This is a genomic window from Streptomyces sp. NPDC058665 (assembly GCF_042714995.1).
Lineage (GTDB): Bacteria > Actinomycetota > Actinomycetes > Streptomycetales > Streptomycetaceae > Streptomyces.
In genome coordinates this window covers 63,791-78,163 of sequence record NZ_JBHXRX010000024.1, presented here as the reverse complement: position 1 = coordinate 78,163, position 14,373 = coordinate 63,791, and the positions used below count along the sequence as shown (strand labels likewise).

Annotated in this window: 14 protein-coding genes and 1 pseudogene; 4 read left to right on the top strand and 11 right to left on the bottom strand. The window is 68.7% G+C overall.

What is annotated here, in order from left to right; all coding sequences use genetic code 11:
* Position 1 precedes the first annotated feature (1 nt).
* Genes ACFWV8_RS17860 through ACFWV8_RS17840 form a run of 5 tightly spaced genes read right to left on the bottom strand, consistent with a single transcriptional unit; the run spans position 2 to position 4,467 of the window.
* Positions 2-1,453 (bottom strand): SCO6880 family protein, encoded by a 1,452-nt coding sequence (locus ACFWV8_RS17860; protein ID WP_384202586.1) that lies wholly within the window; start codon positions 1,451-1,453, stop codon positions 2-4.
* The gene (locus ACFWV8_RS17855) at positions 1,450-2,889 is read right to left on the bottom strand and encodes a hypothetical protein (RefSeq protein WP_384202583.1); all 1,440 of its coding nucleotides are present in this window, start codon (positions 2,887-2,889) and stop codon (positions 1,450-1,452) included. Before ACFWV8_RS17855 ends, ACFWV8_RS17860 begins: the two co-directional genes overlap by 4 nt.
* Positions 2,886-3,689, bottom strand: coding sequence for a hypothetical protein (locus tag ACFWV8_RS17850; RefSeq protein WP_384202580.1), 804 nt, complete (start codon positions 3,687-3,689; stop codon positions 2,886-2,888). Before ACFWV8_RS17850 ends, ACFWV8_RS17855 begins: the two co-directional genes overlap by 4 nt.
* A gap of 5 nt (positions 3,690-3,694) precedes the next feature.
* The gene (locus ACFWV8_RS17845) at positions 3,695-4,015 is read right to left on the bottom strand and encodes a hypothetical protein (protein WP_384202577.1); all 321 of its coding nucleotides are present in this window, start codon (positions 4,013-4,015) and stop codon (positions 3,695-3,697) included.
* 2 nt (positions 4,016-4,017) lie between these two features.
* The gene (locus ACFWV8_RS17840; RefSeq protein ID WP_384202574.1) at positions 4,018-4,467 is read right to left on the bottom strand and encodes a hypothetical protein; all 450 of its coding nucleotides are present in this window, start codon (positions 4,465-4,467) and stop codon (positions 4,018-4,020) included.
* 490 nt (positions 4,468-4,957) lie between these two features.
* Here ACFWV8_RS17840 and ACFWV8_RS17835 point away from each other — a divergent pair, with 490 nt between their 5' ends.
* On the top strand, positions 4,958-6,010 hold the full coding sequence (locus ACFWV8_RS17835) for an NlpC/P60 family protein (RefSeq protein WP_384202571.1): 1,053 nt from the start codon (positions 4,958-4,960) through the stop codon (positions 6,008-6,010).
* Positions 6,011-6,073: 63 nt separating this feature from the next.
* Here ACFWV8_RS17835 and ACFWV8_RS17830 read toward each other — a convergent pair whose 3' ends face one another.
* Complete coding sequence (locus tag ACFWV8_RS17830) at positions 6,074-7,228, bottom strand: hypothetical protein (RefSeq protein WP_384202568.1); 1,155 nt, start codon at positions 7,226-7,228, stop codon at positions 6,074-6,076.
* Between the two features lie 1,225 nt (positions 7,229-8,453).
* Here ACFWV8_RS17830 and ACFWV8_RS17825 point away from each other — a divergent pair.
* From ACFWV8_RS17825 to ACFWV8_RS17815, 3 genes and pseudogenes are all read left to right on the top strand, one after another.
* Positions 8,454-8,684 (top strand): hypothetical protein, encoded by a 231-nt coding sequence (locus ACFWV8_RS17825; protein WP_384202565.1) that lies wholly within the window; start codon positions 8,454-8,456, stop codon positions 8,682-8,684.
* Positions 8,685-8,686: 2 nt separating this feature from the next.
* Positions 8,687-9,997 carry a helix-turn-helix domain-containing protein gene (locus tag ACFWV8_RS17820; protein ID WP_384202562.1) on the top strand — a complete coding sequence of 437 codons (1,311 nt, stop codon included), beginning with the start codon at positions 8,687-8,689 and terminating at the stop codon, positions 9,995-9,997.
* Between the two features lie 149 nt (positions 9,998-10,146).
* Positions 10,147-11,150 (top strand): annotated as a pseudogene (locus tag ACFWV8_RS17815) (IS5 family transposase).
* Positions 11,151-11,169: 19 nt separating this feature from the next.
* On the opposite strand, the gene ACFWV8_RS17810 reads toward ACFWV8_RS17815, so the two are convergent.
* The 5 genes from ACFWV8_RS17810 to ACFWV8_RS17790 all read right to left on the bottom strand — a co-directional run bounded on the left by ACFWV8_RS17810 (position 11,170) and on the right by ACFWV8_RS17790 (position 14,325).
* A complete protein-coding gene (locus ACFWV8_RS17810; RefSeq protein ID WP_384202559.1) occupies positions 11,170-11,868 on the bottom strand; it encodes a hypothetical protein in 699 nt (232 codons plus the stop codon).
* A gap of 372 nt (positions 11,869-12,240) precedes the next feature.
* Positions 12,241-12,612: a toxin Doc gene (locus ACFWV8_RS17805; RefSeq protein ID WP_384202556.1), complete on the bottom strand. Its 372-nt coding sequence runs from the start codon at positions 12,610-12,612 to the stop codon at positions 12,241-12,243.
* A gap of 2 nt (positions 12,613-12,614) precedes the next feature.
* Positions 12,615-12,863: a YlcI/YnfO family protein gene (locus ACFWV8_RS17800; RefSeq protein ID WP_384202553.1), complete on the bottom strand. Its 249-nt coding sequence runs from the start codon at positions 12,861-12,863 to the stop codon at positions 12,615-12,617.
* 239 nt (positions 12,864-13,102) lie between these two features.
* A complete protein-coding gene (locus ACFWV8_RS17795; protein ID WP_384202550.1) occupies positions 13,103-13,294 on the bottom strand; it encodes a DUF6381 family protein in 192 nt (63 codons plus the stop codon).
* A 434-nt stretch (positions 13,295-13,728) separates the two neighbouring features.
* Positions 13,729-14,325, bottom strand: coding sequence for a hypothetical protein (locus tag ACFWV8_RS17790; protein ID WP_384202547.1), 597 nt, complete (start codon positions 14,323-14,325; stop codon positions 13,729-13,731).
* Positions 14,326-14,373: the final 48 nt, after the last annotated feature.

Genomic DNA, 14,373 nt, shown 5'->3' with positions numbered 1-14,373 from the left:
GTCAGTCCTTCACCAGCGGGTTGTAGCCGAGGGGCAGTCCGGCGGCGAACACCGCCGACTGGGCTCCGTACGCGGGCCTCATGCGGATGCTGCGCGTCGCCTTCACCGCGCGCTGGAGCTCCTGGCGCGCGGCGGGCAGGTCGGCCGTACTGCGGGCGGTCACCGTCACCATGAGCGTCCAGTCGACCACCTGGGACCCACCGGCGACCTGGGCGGCGGCCTTCTCCGCCCGATGCGCGTCGGCGCGCTGGCTGTACTTCGCCCGGCCCTTGACCTCGGCGGTCGCCTGCGCCCGCTGGTGGGCGTGGCTGATCTCCCGCTCCAGCACGGCCTCGCCCTCGTACGGGTCCAGCACGCGGTAGGCGAGGGTGATGCGGCGCTGGAAGCGGCCCGGGGCCAGCAGCGGCAGCAGCACGGAGTAGGGGATGGGGCGGCGTGGCATCTCGCGCAGCACCCAGCTGACAGACACCGCCCCGTCGTGGCTGTACTCCTCCCAGCCGTCGTCGGCGGCCTGCGGCCCGCACTCGCTCCAGCTGAGTTCCGCGATCGCCGAGTCGCGGGCGTTGAAGACCTCCGGGTCGTACGCGGCGCGCACGATCCGGCGCAGGTCAACGTCGGTCGCCCGGCGCTCCACGTCGGTTCCGGTGCCGGACAGGTCGATCGAGTCGACCACCTTCAGCGTCTCCGCGACCTGCTCGGCGAGATCCACCGGCGGGGTCGCGGTCGCGTTGGGGTCGACGGTGACCGACATCCACGGCGCCACACTGGCGGTGGCGTGCGGGGTGGTGCGCACCAGCTCGTCGATGATGTCCCGGGCCAGCTGCGGCGCACCCGGGTCCTTGCGGGCCCGCACGTCGTCGCCGAGGGCCTCCCCCGCGCCCGGGGTGATCTGGATCGTCACCGTCGCGCCCTTGATCTGGTCGTCCGTACTCATCGCGTCCAGCACGGACGACCAGGTGCGCAGACCGCTCTGCACCGCCCCGGTGGGGGCCATCAGGCTGCCGCCGGGGGCCAGCAGCGTGCTGACGGTCATCCGCCCCGTCACCCGGTCGTGCACCACCCCGACCGTTTTGCCGGTGGTCGGATCGTGGGCCTTGATCAGCGTGGCCCGCGCTCCCACCCCCGGCAGATCCAGGGCGTACGGGTGCGGCAGCAGCACGCGGCGGTAGGAGGTCGCCTCCACCCTGGAGGCCCGCCACCAGGAGATCCGCGCCCAGTAGTAGGCCAGCGCGGGCATGCCTTGCCGGCGTGCGGCCGCCAGCACGAGCATCACGGCCGTCAACGGCAGCGTGACCAGAAGCGTGACCGGCGCCTGGGTGGCCAGCAGCCCGTCCGCCACCAGCACCGCGACCGCGAATATCGTCGCCCCTCTGGACAGCCCGCCGAACCCGAAACTCTGACGCGCCCGGAAGCCGTCGACCATCAGCGTCGTGGGTACCTCGTGAGAGGTCATTGCTTCCCGCCGCCCATCTCTCCGCCCGCGCCCTGGATCGCGTCGTTGACGCCGTCCAGGACCTGAATGGTGGCCGCGGCCGCGATACCGACCGGGCCTGCGGCAGCCGCGGCACCGGTCGCGCCCGACGCGCCCGCGGCTTCGCCGCCCGCCGCACCGGCACCCGCCGCCGCCTCGCCGCTGCCGGCCGCTGCCTGGCCGGGAATGGCCGCCTCGTTCCGGGCGGCCTGCGCCTGGGCATCGGCCCCCGCACCGCCGCCCTCGCCCCCGCCCTGGCTGTCCATGCTCTGCTGGACGTACTGAGCGTGCTGCACGGCGCTGGTCGGCGAATCGCCGCCGTCGTCACTGCCTCCGCCACCCTTGCCGCTGCCGCTGATGTAGCCCGCAGCCGCGCCGAACGCCCCGCTCGCCCCACCGGCGGCCATGCCGCCGCCGACCGCCGCGCCGAACGGCGCGAAGATCTTGGTGAGCGGGCCGGGCGCGAGGACGCCGAGGACCAGGGTCGCGCAGCCGCGCAGCCACTCCACCAGCGTCTTCGAGTGGCCGAACTCGGCGAATCCCGTACAGATGATGATCGCCAGAATCGGTTTGTAGGTCACGACCACCAGCCCGGCGGTGATCAGCTTGGGTGCCCACTGACGGGTGGCGTCCCCGCCCGACCGACCGCCGCCGGCCACCGGCAGCAGCAGACAGATGATCGGAATCGCGCTCTCCCGCAGGAACACGGTGACCAGTTGCATGAAGCCGACCAGCAGCAGCACCGTGACGATGCACAGCAGCGTGATCGGGTTTGCGATGTAGACGGGGACCATGACCGCGACGATCCGCTCGTACGCCTGCCCGTCGTCCTCGAAGGTCGCGTTCACCAGGCCGGTGGTCAGGGCGTCCCCCGCCACCAGCAGAAGCGCGAACATGCTCACGCCGAGGGCGGACAGCAGGATGTTCTCCACCCAGCCGAGCATCGCTCTGCCCGCGTGCTTGGTCTCCCCGGTGAGTGCCATCTTGCCGAGCTGCCACATCATCCCGGCCACGGCGATGACCAGACCGAGCCAGGTCAGCATCCCGGCGAGTGTGGCGTCCCCGTCCCACAAGCCCGTGGCCGCCAAGTCGAGCGACGGGCCCATGAGCGCGACGGTCAGAACCTTCTTGATGATCCATTTCGTCACGTCGGCAGCGGACTTGATGACGTCGCCGAGGGCACTGTCCCAGACAGCTTTCCACTCCGCCTTGATCTTCTTCGCGACCGCGTCGCCGACCTTGTCGCACATGTCCCCCGTGTCCGGCAGCACGGCCCAGGCGATTCCCGTAGTGACGTCGCAGGCGACCTCCACGCCGCCGTCGATCGGCCCGTCGGCGAACGCGGGCTGCGGTAGGGACACCGACAGCCCGAGCACCGCGACCAAGGCGAGGAGCAGCGCTGCCAGTCGGCGCTTCACGACGCTTCCCGGATGGCCGTCCACCCGGCCGCGTTGAACGCGGCGTCACCCGGGGCCCCCATCTCCGGCCGGGCCTTCCCCTCGGTGTCCCGCAGAGCCTGCTGGGTGGCGGCGCCCGTCACCTTCCAGTCGCCGCCGGTCCACTGCGCGCCGGCCAGCGTGCGGGTGTAGGAGCCGGACTCCTTCGCGCTCTCCCCGTTCTTCTGCGTCACACGCGACAGCAGCCACACAGTGACCTCGCTGCCCGACTCCTCGATGATCTGGTAGCCCACCACGGCACTGCGTACGTACGCGCCGGACGGCAGCGGCCCACCCGGGCTTACGCCCATCTGCCGGGCGAGCGTCTTGTCCGTCTGCAACGCGCGCAGCTCGACCTTCTCGGCGGCCTCCGACGACTGGTCCGCCGCGCTGAGGTATGAGTAGTAGATCCGCAGTTGCTCGTCGACGGCGGTACTGCCGCCCTCAATGGCGGTCGAGTTGGAGGCGGCAGCCATCGCGACGGCCCCTTCGGTGGTCCGGGGGAAGCCGACCTCGCTCCCGCTCTCGTCGGTGCGCTTCCCCCGCGGAAGCGCAACCCACCGCTCGGGCTCGGTCCAGTCTTCCGGCGCCGCGTACGTCGGGCCGGGGTCGGCGGCCGGGGGCGTGCTCGCACCCGCGCTCGAACCGGCACTGCCCGGAGTGTCCTTGCCGTCGTCGTCCCCGCTGAACGCCACGTAGCCCGTCAGGGCCAGAACGGCCGCGAGCGCGGTGCCCGCGAGCCAGGCTCCCTTGGTGTTCCACGTCCCCCTGGTGCGTCCCATGGCCCTCAGCCCGCGATGCCGTTGAGGATGGCGATCAGGGAACTCGACAGCAGAATCGCGGCGATCCCGCCGCCCATCCACTTGAACGGTTCGGACCCGCCCCCGTTGCGGGACTTGTCCGAGACTGCAAGCTTGTAGACGCCGTAGCCCGCGCCCCCGACCCCGGCCAGGATCAGCAGCCACAATCCGTAGCCGAAGATCTCCGAGACGGGGCCTGACAGCCCCGGAATCTTCGTCGGTTTGGCCCCCGGGATGAGACCCCCCTCGGGGTCATCCTTCGCCGCCAGGTGTCCGGCGAGCGTGTAGAGCTGGGTGGACAGCGTCATGTTCAGTTCCCCTCCATCGTGCGCCGCAGCTTCTCGGCCGCGGCCTGGACATCTTTGTGGAGCAGGGCCTCTTCAGGGCCTGTGACGGCGCGCAGGACCGGCAGGTACGGCAAGGTCACCAGACCGGCCAGCCGCCCCTCCAGAGCACGGACGAGGTAGCGCGCCTCCGCGACCGGGCGGACTGGCGCGTCGGCGACCAGCACCAGCCACGGCCGGGGCAAATCGCCCCAGTGGAGCAGCGTCTGCTCCACGGACGTCACGCCGTAGAGGGTCGTCTCCGCCAGGATCACCGGCTCTGCCCCGTACGGGATCGGCTCGCCCGGATCCATGACCCGGGCCCGCTTCCCGCCGGCGCCGCCGTCAAGAATCTCGGCGACCGTCGCCACTGCGATGCCGTACCCGACGGGAAGCAGCGCGTACCGGGGCCCCATCTCCGCCTGTCTCGGCGGCATTGAGGCGATCGAATGGGCCAATTACGTCACAACTCCCCCTTTTTGACTGCGCGTCAGTCGCTGGCCTGACCGCAAGAAATGCTGAGGTTAGCGTGCATCACTGCAAACACGGGTCGCGTTCTCTCGTGATCGCCAGGGGCTCAGACGATAGGACCCGGCACGCCGCTCCACCCGTCAACACCCTTATTGCGCAGAGCATTTAGGCATGAATCAATGATCACCGGCCGTCATCGGAAATGCCAGCGAAATAGTGTTCACAATACCGAATACTGCGTTCATCGGTCATGCCCCCGTCGGATAGCCAAGCCCGTCGTACGGAAGGTTCGAGCAGCGCAAACGGAACCGCCCCCATGAGACGGCACCTGACCCTACGTGATGCTCAGGTCACCGCTTGAACTCGGGGGTCGCAGCCGAACCACGGAGCGTGCCCGGAAGGTCACATGATCTAGTACCGGTAGAAAGTCGAGTACACGGGGGGACAACTTTGAAGGTGCTCATCAGCGCCGCCGCCGCGTTCATCGGCCTGTTCGTGGTGGCGATCAGCCTGATCGTGATGGTGATCGTCGGCGAGGACGCCGAGGCCATCGACCTGTCCGACGGTGGCGGCGGACTCCAGGGCGTACCAGCCGAGTTCAGATCCTGGATCCTCAAGGCCGACGCCGAATGCGACCAGCCCGCCATGACGCCGGCGCTGCTCGCCGCACAGCTCTGGCAGGAGTCGAAGTTCAAGACCAGTGAGGAGGAGGCCACCTCCAGCGCGGGCGCGCAGGGGCCCGCGCAGTTCATGCCCGGCACCTGGACGACCTGGGGCCGTGACTCCGACGGCAACGGCGAGGTCTCCCCCTGGGACATCGGTGACGCCGTCATGGCGCAGGGCCGCATGATGTGCTCCCTGCTCAAGCAGGCGAAGAACTCCGGCTACCCCGGCGACGTACGAGCGCTCGCGCTGGGCGGCTACAACGCAGGATGGGGACGCGTCGTCGAGTTCGGCGGAGTGCCCCCGCAGTCGTTCGCCAACGGTGAGACGTACAACTACGTCCAGCTCATCCTCTCCACCATGAAGAGGTTCCAGGGCCTCGGCCGGCTCCAGGTATCCGGATCCGGCACTGGCCCGGACGCCCTGCGCAAGGCAGGCACCCGGATGGGCACCCCGTACGCATACGGCGGCGGCGGCCCGTCGGGTCCGTCGACCGGATTCTGCGACGGCAACAACGGCTACAGCGGCGGCCGGTGCGCCGCGTCCTCGACCACCGGATTCGACTGTTCCAGCCTGGTCCAGTACGCCTACTGGTCCTCCGTCAGACTGCCGCGCACCGCCGCCGCACAGTACGGAGCCACCTCCGACCGGGCCGTTGCCCGAGCCGACTTCCAGCCGGGCGACCTGCTGTTCTGGGCACACAGTGACGGCTTCGTCTACCACGTCGCGATCTACGCGGGCGACGGCAAAGTCCTCCACGCGCCGCGCACCGGGCGCCACGTGGAACTCGCCCCCCTCACCTCGGCAATGCCCCAGGATGACTACCTCGGCGCGACCCGACCCTGACGCCGAAACGACGTGTGCCGCAGACCCGAAAGGGCCTGCGGCACCCGTGCGTTGGGGCGTGGACTACTTGGTCTTGCCGTCCTTCGCGACGGGCCCGGCCTCCCGGTGCGGAGCCACCGCCGGTGAGGTGGGCGCCGCGCCCTTCGCCGCGGTCGCCTTAGTAGGTCTCACGCTCGGCGACTGCGACCGGGCCGCGATGGTGTTCACCTTCACGCGGGACTCCGTCGCCGGTCCGCCGACTGCCCTGCACAGTGCGTCGTTAGCGGCCTGGACCAGCCGTCCCCCCACCTGCGTCTTCGGTCCCTCCTGCCATGACGTGTCCTTCGACAGACGTGCCAGGTGCGCCGTAACCGGCTTGCCGTCGCGTTCCATGTCGGCCATCCGCGCGGCGATCAGGGGCCACTCCTTCGAGGCGACGAGCAGGTCCGCCTCCCGCTCCATTCCAGGCATCGCCTCGCGCACCAACCGCACGTAGCGCTGATGCTCCGACGGGTCAATGCCCAGCTGCATGTGGAGGGCGTGTTCCCGGTCGTCCAACTTCAAGTTTGTGGGGACGTCCAGACCGATGGTCAGTGGCCCGTACGACAGCATCGCGTCGCGGCTCGTGGTCGGCACCTCGGCGACCGCGAGCACCTTCGCCACTGCCTGGTCTACGCCGACGCCTTCCTCGTGCGCGGACGCGAGGATCAACCGCACGTCTACGCCGCGCTCGTCCAGCTTCGCCATCGTCGCCGCCATCTCGGGCCACGCCGGAGAGGACAGAATCGCCTCGCGCACCGGCCCCGCCGGCATCGTCTCCCGCAGCATCTTCGCCCACGTGTCCGTGCCCTCGCGGGCCACACGTGCGGCGTTCGCGGTGACCGCATCCCGCATCGTCACCGCGATCTCTCCGACGCGCGGGAGCATAGCCTCCAGGTCCACCCCCGCACGGCGCAGGGCTACGAGTTGCTGCGCCAGTTGCGGCCAGTCGGCACTGTCCAGCAACGCCGTGCCGATGTCCATGGGCAGCTGCGGACGTACCGCTTCGTAGCCCTCGACAAGCGACTCGTCAAGGGGCGGCAGTTCCTCTTCCTTCCCCGCCTTCTTTTGCTGCTGACGCCGCACCGCATCAGCAATGGCCACGACCAGACGGAACGCCATCTTGGAAGTCTGCACCGCCTCGGCGGCGGCTGCCGTGAACGCCTCTCCTGGCTGCTCCTCTGGCGTTGGTGTCGCCATGTCCTGCTCCCCTCGTTAGCGGCCCCGCTTCGGCCCCTTACGCTGCTGCTCCTCGCCGGCCGCCGTGTCTGCGAGGGCGTCCCCTGCTTGCGGGCCGGGCCAGCAATCGCCGTCCGCTCCCTCTCCGGACTGAGATCTAGATGAAAGGACCCGTGTCGACCCGGCCGTCGTGGTGATGATTAGGTCCGAGCCCAAGGGCGGACATAACCACAGTCCCCCCTCACGGGTGAAATCCGCAGAACACGGTGACGCGTCAGCACCGCAGATCATGACGCGATGGCGTCAATCCGACCCGGCAGGGCATCAGTTGCTACGGCCGACTCGCAAGGACGAACGGCAGGGGCCGGGCAGATCTCCGCATTGTCTGCTGAACACCCGGCCCACCGCCCGGCCACCGCGCCCGGCAGACCCGACCGGCCAGAATGACGTGTGGACGCGAGCGACGCGAGCATCACCGGTCCGCCCTGGGGTGGGAGCAGGACCGGCCCTCCCCCGGCGCGGATCGGAACGACGTGTCAGGTGCAGGTTTTCGTCTGCCGGCGCCACGGGGAGTGTCCGGGTGAGGCCGCAGGGCGTTCGGGCAGCATCTTCTTTCCGTGGCGTCTGACGGCTCTGGCGGCGGAGTTCGTCCGGCGCCGGGCGGCGGTCAGGGCGCGGATCCGGTCGGTGAATCCGGGGTCGGGCAGGGGCAGGTCCAAGTCGTCGCCGACGTACCCGACGGCGGCGGGCGGTCCGCTGACGCGGTCGCAGGACGACAACGACCTGGTACGTGGCTGGCGGAGCGTGATCAGCGGGTGAACCCTGGCGCTGCTGTTGTGCAGCGCCAGGGCTTGAGCCAGGTCCCCGCAGCAACAGCGACCTGGTTCTGTTCTTCCGGGGAACTGAATAAGCCCGCAGTATCCGGAGGGCCCGTGCCGGTCTAGACCAGCCACGAGTTGTGCACTGCCTAAGATCAGGCATCGGCCAGCCAGGGTCAACAATGGGACGTGGTTGCGGAATGGAATGTGGCTTCATGGTCCGTGACCAGGGGAAAACGGCCTTCGGTCAGGCACGGCGACGCCGCACCGACCGGGACACAGAGGCGAATTGCTGCGTGATGGATTCGTAGTCCGCGTGCAGATGCTGCAACATCACTACAAACGTACGAGGTGGCAGCAACCGCCTCTGTACAGACCTGCGTTGAAGCCCGCAACATTCCTGTAGCGATGTCTGGAGAGCCCATTCAATGGAAAGTTCAAACCGCACGGCGACGTGCGTGCACGCCGGCTCGTTGACCGTGTCGGAGACCGTTCTCGTGGTGATCGTCCTGGTCCTGGCCGTCACACTGGCGGCCACTGGGATGCCCACGCTCAGCGTGATCGTCCTGATCGGCGAGGCAGTGGCTCTTGGCCTGCGTCTGGTCCGGCGCCTCCGTGCCGAGCAGAGCCAGTCCGACACCGGACACGCTCGGGCCTGACCATGGGGCGCCGAGAGAATCCGATCGGCGAGTGCTCGAAGACCCTGAACGCTCTCGTGTCCTGGCTCCGTGCCAGGCGCGAGGGCGCAGGCCTCTCCTATGAGCAACTCGCGGCGCGCTCCAAGTACAGCGCAGCCACCCTTACCCGCGCTGCATCGGGACGGGGCGTGCCGAAGCGCCTCGACGTCGTGCAGGAGTTCGCCAGGGCCTGTGGGGTCACCGACCTCAGAGAAGTCGAGAAACTGTGGAAGCACGCACGGCGCGATGAAGGTCGGGCACGGGATGCCCTGGCCGGCTACAGCAGCGCCGTGAACATCTCGCTCGTCAAAAGCTTCACAGACCTGCACTCCGCCATGCTCGACATCTACCGCAAGCAGGGCAGCCCGACCTTGCGCACCCTTGAAGAACGCGGGCGCGGCTACCTTCCCCGCAGCACCGTCAACCGGGTCCTGCAGATGCGAACCGTCCCCAACCGCACCCTCCTCCTGGCGTTCGCTGAGGTCTGCGGTGTCCACAGCAACGACCGGGGGGAGTGGGAGAAAGCCTGGAGCCGGGCTCACAACGACCGGTGTCGTTCCCGCGTAGTACCGACCCCACGCGGCCACTTCAACCCTCGGGACCTGCAACAGCTCATGAGCCTTATGGAATCCACCGCAAAGAAGCGGACCGGGCTGAAACTCATGGTGCACATCCCGACCGGCAAGGACGACGCTGCCGGAGCATCCGAGCAGGCGGCCCGGGAACTGATGGTCGACGACGCAGTACGCCGCGGCGAACTCTCCTGCCCCGGAGGATGCGGCACGACCTCGTTCGGCTACGACAAAACCCACGGGTGGAGTCCCCGCCTATGCGACAACTGCAAGCCGTCAACGGCTGCTCCGTCGCGGCAGACGCCGCCCGCGCCCGGCATCGCCCTCTCCACCCCGGCCCCCCATCCCTTGCCGCAGCGCATCAGGAAGGATGAACAGAGGACCGCTGCCGAGAACATGATCTCTCGTGACGCCCATCGTGAGAGCTGTAGCTTGTGCAAAGAGGTCGAGGGCTGGGGCGGTGCAGAACAGACCCTCGATCTACGGGCTCTCCCGTCATCTCCGTTCATGCCGTTTCACCACGACAAGGGAGGCTCGTTCGGCCCGGCACTCGTCAGGTCCTTCGACGCGGCCCGTCGACTGTTGCCCGATCGCGGCGAACCTCGCGACACAAGCTGGCCTCTACCACCAGCCGCCCACGCCACACCTGTCATGTACGGATCCGAGATGCCCACCCTGAGCGAACCCGCCACCCTGCCAGCCCCGAACACCCTCAGCCGATGACCGAGCACGAACTCCGGCTCCAGCTGAAGTACGCCCACGAAGCGTCACGCGATATCGGGGAGAGGCTGTCGACTAGGGCCTGTGTGACGTCGTGATCAATCTTGCCGATCCGGATCCGTCTGGACTGCGAATCCGGTAGGAAGACAGTCGTGACGCGCAGGCAACTCACCGACGAGCAGTGGCAGTTGATCGAGCCGTTCCTGCCGATAGGCGAGTACGGTCCATACCCTGAGCGGCTGCGTGAGCAGTTCGAGGGAGTGATCTGGCGGTTTCGCACCAGCAGTCAGTGGCGGGAGATGCCGGGCGAGTTCGGCCCGTGGCCGACGGTCTACGGCCGCTTCCGGGTCTGGAGGGACGCCGGCGTCTTCACCGCACTGCTGGAAGGCGTGATCGCTGAGGCCGCCCGTCAGGGGAAGACGGACCTGTCACTGGTCAGCGTGGACTCCACCACCGCCCGGGCCCACCACGACGCCGCTGGGATGTGCATCGGCAAGGAGGTCATGGACGCGCTTGAGGAAGCCGCCGCTGACCAAGAACGGGCCCGGCAAAAGGGGGCGGCCCGCCGGAACAGAACGGACAGGACGGAAGCGACGACCCTGGCCGGGAAGAGCGGCGGCACATCAGGCGACGGCGCAAGCTCCGTCTGAAGGAAGCCCTGCTCGGCAGGTCCCGTGGCGGGCTGACGAGCAAGATTCATCTCGCCGCGGACTGCAAGTGCCGTCCGCTGTCGCTCGCCCTGACCGCAGGACAGGCCGCCGACAGCCCGCAGTTCGTCCCCGTGCTGCAGAAGGTGCGGGTCCGTCTGCCGGTCGGCCGCCCCCGGACCCGGCCTGGGGCTGTCGCCGCGGACAAGGCCTACTCATCCCGCGCCAACCGCTCTTACCTGCGCAAACGCAACATCAAGGCCGTCATTCCGGAGAAGAAGGACCAGACTGCCAACCGGAAGAGGAAAGGCAGCCGGGGCGGCCGGCCCACACGTCACGATGCAGGTCTCTACAAGGAGCGGAACACCGTCGAGCGCCTGATCAACAAGCTGAAGGCCTGGCGGGGCATCGCGACTCGATACGACAAGACGCCCGAGAGTTACCTCGCCGGCCTCCACCTCCGCGCCTCCATGATCTGGATCAACGACCTGCTCAAAGCACCTGATTGATCACGACGTCACGCAGGCCCTAGGGGCGGCACCTACGCCACCATGGCCGGCGCTTGGCAGGGGCTGCCGGGCGCTGCGGCATGCCGTCGCGAACACCGGACTGTGCCGTAACCGGTGTACCGTCCGGCACGGGCGGCTCGAGGGACGGGCTCGAAGGACCCGGCAAGGGCGTGCGGTCGATGGGTGCGCCTTGCAACCCTCGGCCCGCCTCCTGGTTGTCGAAATAGAAGGTGATGAGGTCCGCGAACTGCGGCATCTGTTGCCGAAGTCCGTCGGCCACCTCAGGTTCCAGTATCTCGCTGTTGAGGGCGATCCTGCCGTCGTCACACAGCGCCGCACACAGCATCTGACCATCCGGTGTGCGGTGATATCGCTCTTTGGCACGGAACTCGGCCTCCCGCCGCTCACACTCCCGCTCGCTCATCCCTCGCTTCGTCGCCCATTGCCGATCGGCGGCGATCTCCTGCTCATGCAGCACCCACGCCCGCACCCGCACTGCGGCGGCGTACTCCTCCACGGTGAGGCGGGCACCGCCTTCCCACGGCTTGGGCAACGCCTCCAACTGGGCGACCTGATGCAGGTACTCACGCTGCAGGACCACGTCTCGGCGGGCGCCGGCGGCGTAGGCGTACTGCTGCAGACCTTCGACCTTCCTCGTGAAGTCCGCCCGCAGCACGCTCGCCCAGTTGATGTTGTCGTCCCTCTGGTCACTGACCATGAATTGCCCTCCGTCAGGCCCAGTCGTGCCGGGCACCTCGGCATCTGCTCGGCGCCGTCACCCCCACGAGGACGGATGCCCATGATGATCCGTGCTCCCGGGCAGCGGCACCAGAGGGCGACGCAGCCCCTGGCAGTGGGCCCGCACCGAGCAGACTGCGGCCGCGCCGTGGACGGATCCGCTGCCTGAGCTCGCCGCCCAGCCCCTCGACTGATCACGACATCACACAGGCCCTAGGACGGCCTGACGCGATTGGGCGCAGGCACCCGTGACCGGTGGCAGACCCTGGTCGCCGCCCGGCGCGCCCACCACGCGGTTTAGGAGTTGGGGTCCCTGCCCGGACAGCAGCTCGATGAGCTGGGCCTGTAACCGTCACACCCGCCAGGAGCGGATGCGGTCGGCCACGTCGTACGCGTCGGTTCGGCCGGCGTCGATGTCGCGTGCGAGGTCGATCAGGGTGCCGTACGGGGGATTGATGCCTTCGCCGGCGGCGTTCATGTAGGCCACGGCGAGGGCTGAGCCGAACAAGGCGTTGCGGGCCGGCAGGGGCCGCAGCCGGATGATGGCGTGCATGAGTGCGGCCGCGCGCCAGGCGTTGTCGACGGTGACGCCGACCTGGGGAGTGTTGACCCGGTGGCGGGCGACGGCGGCGACCAGGTTGGAGAAGTCGTGGACCGAGGGGTGCTTAGGCAGGACCTCCGCCTGGCGCTCCAGGAGCCACCGGATGTCGATGTGGAGGTCCACGGTCAGGCGGCCCGCATCGAGGAGTCCAGCCGGGCGGGGGCGTCGTCGGGGAAGGCCGCGTCGAACACCGCGGCGTTGTCCGTGACGAAGGCGCGGAAGACTTCTGCGGCGCCCTCCAGGCGGGGGTCGCGGACGGCGTTGCGCGCGGCCTCGGTGATGAGCGAGGTGACCGTGGTGCCTTCGGCTTCGGCGCGCGCCTGCAGCTGCGCGTGGAGCTCTTCGGGGACTCGGATCGTCACTGGCTTCGACATACTCCGAACGTACAGCAAGGCGTACAGCACCGATATCGGGTCGACGGAACCTGATCGCTGTTCATCAGTGTCCGGGACTGCGAGGCCTCGGGCCTGTTGGATCTCAGGATTCCGGCGGCGAGAAGGGACGCACGTCCAATCCCGGCGCGGCAGTGGGTGACGATGTGGGCCCCACCCCTGAGCTGTTCGCTGTTCCGGTCTGAACCGCAGTCCTGGCCGCATGGTGCCGCTCGCCCCGGTCACTCCGCGGGATAGATATCCCCGGCCGCCATCATGCTCTCCTGCTCGCTGTCGAACACCAGCTGCCGGGCCTTGCGCTCCAGCCGCCCGCGCTCCTCGGGGTCGCTGGTCCGCCCAGCCTCCGCTTTCGCCGCGACGGCTGCTTCGCGCATCTGCCCGATGTGGCGCCGCGATTCGCCTCTCTGGTTCATGATCAGCCTCGTCTCATCACCGAGGAGTGTTCCTTCCAGCGAAACAGGCCAGGCCGCCAGACACCACCTGGCAGTGCCGGGGCTCGTCGCCGACAGGTCTCCCAGCGGGCGAGGACGCTGCGGCCGACGGCCGGGGTGGTCAGATCGCACCCGGTCATCATGCTGATCACGACGCCGAGCCTGAGCAGCTCGTGATCGTCCCGCCGCATCAATGTGCCGGTGCGCCGCCTTCATCTTCCGGCCGGCATCAGCCCGGATCAGCGCCTGGCGCCCGAGCTCGACTCCGCTCAAGTCGGTCGTCACACGATCACCGGCCCGGCCGGGTCGCCCTCGAGAGGCCAAGTGGCGAGGCCGGCCAGACGCTCCGCCCACTGCGGCGGCGCCACCCAGGCGTTTCGTCGGTGCGGAATCAGCCATGGGCATGCCGTCTTCGGTCACCAGCCGCCTATGGTGACGACGCCGTGGCCGCCGGCGGCGGCCCGTTCGAGCAGTGTGGTGTGCGAGAGCGTGAATTGGTGGAAGTCGTGGAACCACAGCACCGCTCCGTGCGGTGGTTCGCGCTGCTCCAGGGGTATCGCGTCGCATTCCTCACCGAGACGGGCCAGGAGATCCCATGGCAGCCGGTGGGCCGCGTCGAGCAACTCGCGCACACCGGCGGGGCGCAAGGTGTAGTTCAGCAGGTATCGCCAGTCCTCCGGCTCCGGCTGAGCGTGAGGTCCCGCGTCTGACGCCAGGTCATCGCGGCGCTTCGGTTGCCACTCTTCGTCGAAGACATAGCCGGTGTTCAGCGTGCCGAGCACGGTATCGGTGAGTGTGCGGGCCTCTGGGGTGAGCTGTGGGCGCAGGCAGTCGCCGTAGTACCAGAGGCTGTTCCAATGGCCTTTGGTGCCGGGCATGTCCTCCACGGACAGGAACGGAGCCATCGGCTCGTACGTCTCGTCCCACAGCCACACCTGCCCCCACTCGGGTTCACGGGTGAGGGCGATCAACGGATCCCACGCGACCACAGCTCCATAGGCGTCGTATCCCATGTGGTGAGTATCGCCGAACCGCGGCGCTCTCGGTGTTGGCAGCCGGGG

Coding starts and splice junctions, on each gene's coding strand:
- ACFWV8_RS17860 (WP_384202586.1), bottom strand. CDS start 1,453: ATGACCTCTCACGAGGTACCCACGACGCTGATGGTCGACGGCTTCCGG.
- ACFWV8_RS17850 (WP_384202580.1), bottom strand. CDS start 3,689: ATGGGACGCACCAGGGGGACGTGGAACACCAAGGGAGCCTGGCTCGCG.
- ACFWV8_RS17845 (WP_384202577.1), bottom strand. CDS start 4,015: ATGACGCTGTCCACCCAGCTCTACACGCTCGCCGGACACCTGGCGGCG.
- ACFWV8_RS17840 (WP_384202574.1), bottom strand. CDS start 4,467: ATGCCGCCGAGACAGGCGGAGATGGGGCCCCGGTACGCGCTGCTTCCC.
- ACFWV8_RS17830 (WP_384202568.1), bottom strand. CDS start 7,228: ATGGCGACACCAACGCCAGAGGAGCAGCCAGGAGAGGCGTTCACGGCA.
- ACFWV8_RS17825 (WP_384202565.1), top strand. CDS start 8,454: ATGGAAAGTTCAAACCGCACGGCGACGTGCGTGCACGCCGGCTCGTTG.
- ACFWV8_RS17820 (WP_384202562.1), top strand. CDS start 8,687: ATGGGGCGCCGAGAGAATCCGATCGGCGAGTGCTCGAAGACCCTGAAC.
- ACFWV8_RS17810 (WP_384202559.1), bottom strand. CDS start 11,868: ATGGTCAGTGACCAGAGGGACGACAACATCAACTGGGCGAGCGTGCTG.
- ACFWV8_RS17800 (WP_384202553.1), bottom strand. CDS start 12,863: ATGTCGAAGCCAGTGACGATCCGAGTCCCCGAAGAGCTCCACGCGCAG.
- ACFWV8_RS17795 (WP_384202550.1), bottom strand. CDS start 13,294: ATGAACCAGAGAGGCGAATCGCGGCGCCACATCGGGCAGATGCGCGAA.
- ACFWV8_RS17790 (WP_384202547.1), bottom strand. CDS start 14,325: ATGGGATACGACGCCTATGGAGCTGTGGTCGCGTGGGATCCGTTGATC.